At 75.0% G+C, this 2,127-nt stretch carries 3 protein-coding genes; 1 reads left to right on the top strand and 2 read right to left on the bottom strand.

What is annotated here, in order from left to right; translation table 11 throughout:
* The coding region (locus tag Q0444_RS09725) for a 30S ribosomal protein S2 (protein ID WP_299023093.1) at positions 1 to 143 on the bottom strand (143 nt) is incomplete at its 3' end.
* A gap of 407 nt (positions 144 to 550) precedes the next feature.
* On the opposite strand from Q0444_RS09725, the gene Q0444_RS09720 reads away from it, so the two are divergent.
* A complete protein-coding gene (locus tag Q0444_RS09720) occupies positions 551 to 1,099 on the top strand; it encodes a M23 family metallopeptidase (protein WP_291084528.1) in 549 nt (182 codons plus the stop codon).
* A 20-nt stretch (positions 1,100 to 1,119) separates the two neighbouring features.
* Here the strand turns inward: Q0444_RS09720 and Q0444_RS09715 are convergent, their stop codons facing one another.
* The gene (locus Q0444_RS09715; protein WP_291084531.1) at positions 1,120 to 2,088 is read right to left on the bottom strand and encodes a tyrosine recombinase XerC; all 969 of its coding nucleotides are present in this window, start codon (positions 2,086 to 2,088) and stop codon (positions 1,120 to 1,122) included.
* Positions 2,089 to 2,127 lie beyond the last annotated feature (39 nt).

The raw sequence follows: 2,127 nt of genomic DNA, 5'->3' as shown, positions 1-2,127 counted from the left end.
GTGAGCGTCTGCTGCAGGTCGATGATGTAGATGCCGTTGCGGTCGGTGAAGATGAACCGCCGCATCTTGGGGTTCCAGCGACGGGTCTGGTGACCGAAGTGAGCGCCCGCGTCGAGCAGCTGCTTCATGGAGATGACTGCCATGGGTTGTTGAGGGCACGTCCGGCTTGGGAGCAGCCGGACCGCGAGGCCCTCGTCCTCGCTTTCTGATGTGTATCGGGTTATGCCGTCAGCCGGATGGCCTCGAGCCCTGGTGTCCGCACCGGACCCGACCCCCGCCTGGCGGGGGCACCTACTGGTCCGGTGTCCGGGAGGCCGGGGCGTGAGCCCAGGGACCGGATGCGCCGCCCGGGGGTGGCGCAGAACACGCGAAGTCAATCGACGTCAGTCGACCGCATGGCAATCATAGCCCGCCCGCGCCAGCCGGCCAACACGGGTGCCGGGCCTGTGGATGGTCGTCCTCCCCCTCCACAGCGGTCCCCGCGGGGATGTCCGACGCGACCGCGGCGGGGTGTACTCGTGTCATGCAGTTCCCGTGCCGGACCACAGCGATGGCGCGTCGCCTCGCGATCGCGGCCTCCGCGGCGGTCGCCCTCGTCGTCCTCGTCCTTCCGCCCGCGGCGACCCCCGCGCCTGTGCGCCGGGACCTACGGGTCCCGCTCTCCGGTCCCCCGTCGGTGGCCACGCCGTTCTCACCCCCGGCGCAACGCTGGCTCGCGGGGCACCGGGGGGTCGACCTCGTGGCGGCCGCCGTCGCGGAGGTGCGGGCGCCCGCGGCCGGGACCGTGCTGTTCGCCGGGGCGGTCGGCGGTCGCCGGGTCCTGTCGATCGACCACGGTGACGGCCTGCGCACCACGTACGAGCCGGTGCGCGCCACCGTCCGCGCGGGGGACGCCGTCGGCGCCGGGGACCTGGTGGGGCATCTCGTCGCGGGTCACCCCGGGTGCCCCGCGGTGGCGTGCCTGCACTGGGGCGCGCGCCTCGCCGCGGGGGGACCGGGGGGCGACGACGACGAGTACCTCGATCCCCTCGGCCTCCTCGCGACCGACGCGCGAGCGATCCGGCTCAAACCCACTCGTCCCGGCGACGGGGGCGGCTGATCCCCCGACCGCGGTCCCCGTCAGGCCCTGGGGTGGGCGCCCCGGTAGGCGGCGCGGAGGCGTTCCGCGGAGACATGGGTGTAGATCTGGGTCGTCGCCGGCGTCGAGTGACCCAGGAGTTCCTGGACGTGCCGCAGGTCCGCACCGCCCTCGAGCAGGTGCGTGGCCGAGCTGTGGCGCAGCGCGTGGGGCGACACCCGCGGCGATCCGGGCGTCGCGGCGGATACCTCGTTGACGATCCGACGGGCGGTGCGGGGATCGAGCCTGCCTCCCCTGGCCCCGAGCAGCAGGGCCGGGCCGGAACCCGTCGTCGCCAGTGCCGGCCGCCCCCCGTCCACCCAGGCGCGGAGTGCGCGGACGGCGGGGGCGCCGTACGGGACCGCGCGTTCCCTGTCCCCCTTGCCCACCACGCGCAGGAGCCGCCGCTCGGCGTCGACGTCGTCCACGTCCAGCCCACACAGTTCGGCCACCCGGATTCCGCACGAGTAGAGCAGTTCCACGATCAGCCGGTCACGGACCGCCACCGGGTCGCCCTCGGCCGCGCCGAGTTCGGTGGTCCGGATGGTCTCGGCCGCCTGGGCCCGGTCGAGGACCTCGGGCAGGTGACGTCGGGCGCGCGGAGCCTCCAGCCGGGCGGCGACATCGGTCGGGAGGACTCCCCTGCGCGCCGCCCACGTGCTGAACGACCGGGCGGCCGCCACCCTGCGCGCGACGGTCGACCGGGCCGCGCCCGCACCCACCTGCGACGCCAACCAGCCGCGGAGGGCGGGCAGCGTGAGGGCGCCGGCGAGGTCGGCGGCGGTGGCGGGCCCGCCACGGTCGGCGCAGAGATGCAGCAGCAGCGCGCGGACGTCGGAGCGGTACGAGCGGGCGGTCGCCTCGGACCGCGACCTCCCGGTCCTGAGATCGTCGACGTACTCGTCCACCACGGCCTCGAGGGGAGCCGGGAGCACTCCCCCCCGGCCGACCGGCGCCCCCGTCTGTCCCATGAGTACCGATTGTCACGCGCCTCACCGGGCGGCGCACGC

Source organism: uncultured Dietzia sp. (genome assembly GCF_937873725.1).
Taxonomy (GTDB): Bacteria; Actinomycetota; Actinomycetes; order Mycobacteriales; family Mycobacteriaceae; genus Dietzia.
The sequence above is the reverse complement of the archived record's forward strand: the minus strand, read 5'-3'. Positions and strand labels throughout refer to the sequence as shown.

Excerpts from the sequence above, each read along its gene's own strand:
- Q0444_RS09715 (WP_291084531.1), bottom strand. The coding sequence starts at position 2,088 with ATGGGACAGACGGGGGCGCCGGTCGGCCGGGGGGGAGTGCTCCCGGCT.
- Q0444_RS09720 (WP_291084528.1), top strand. The coding sequence starts at position 551 with ATGGCGCGTCGCCTCGCGATCGCGGCCTCCGCGGCGGTCGCCCTCGTC.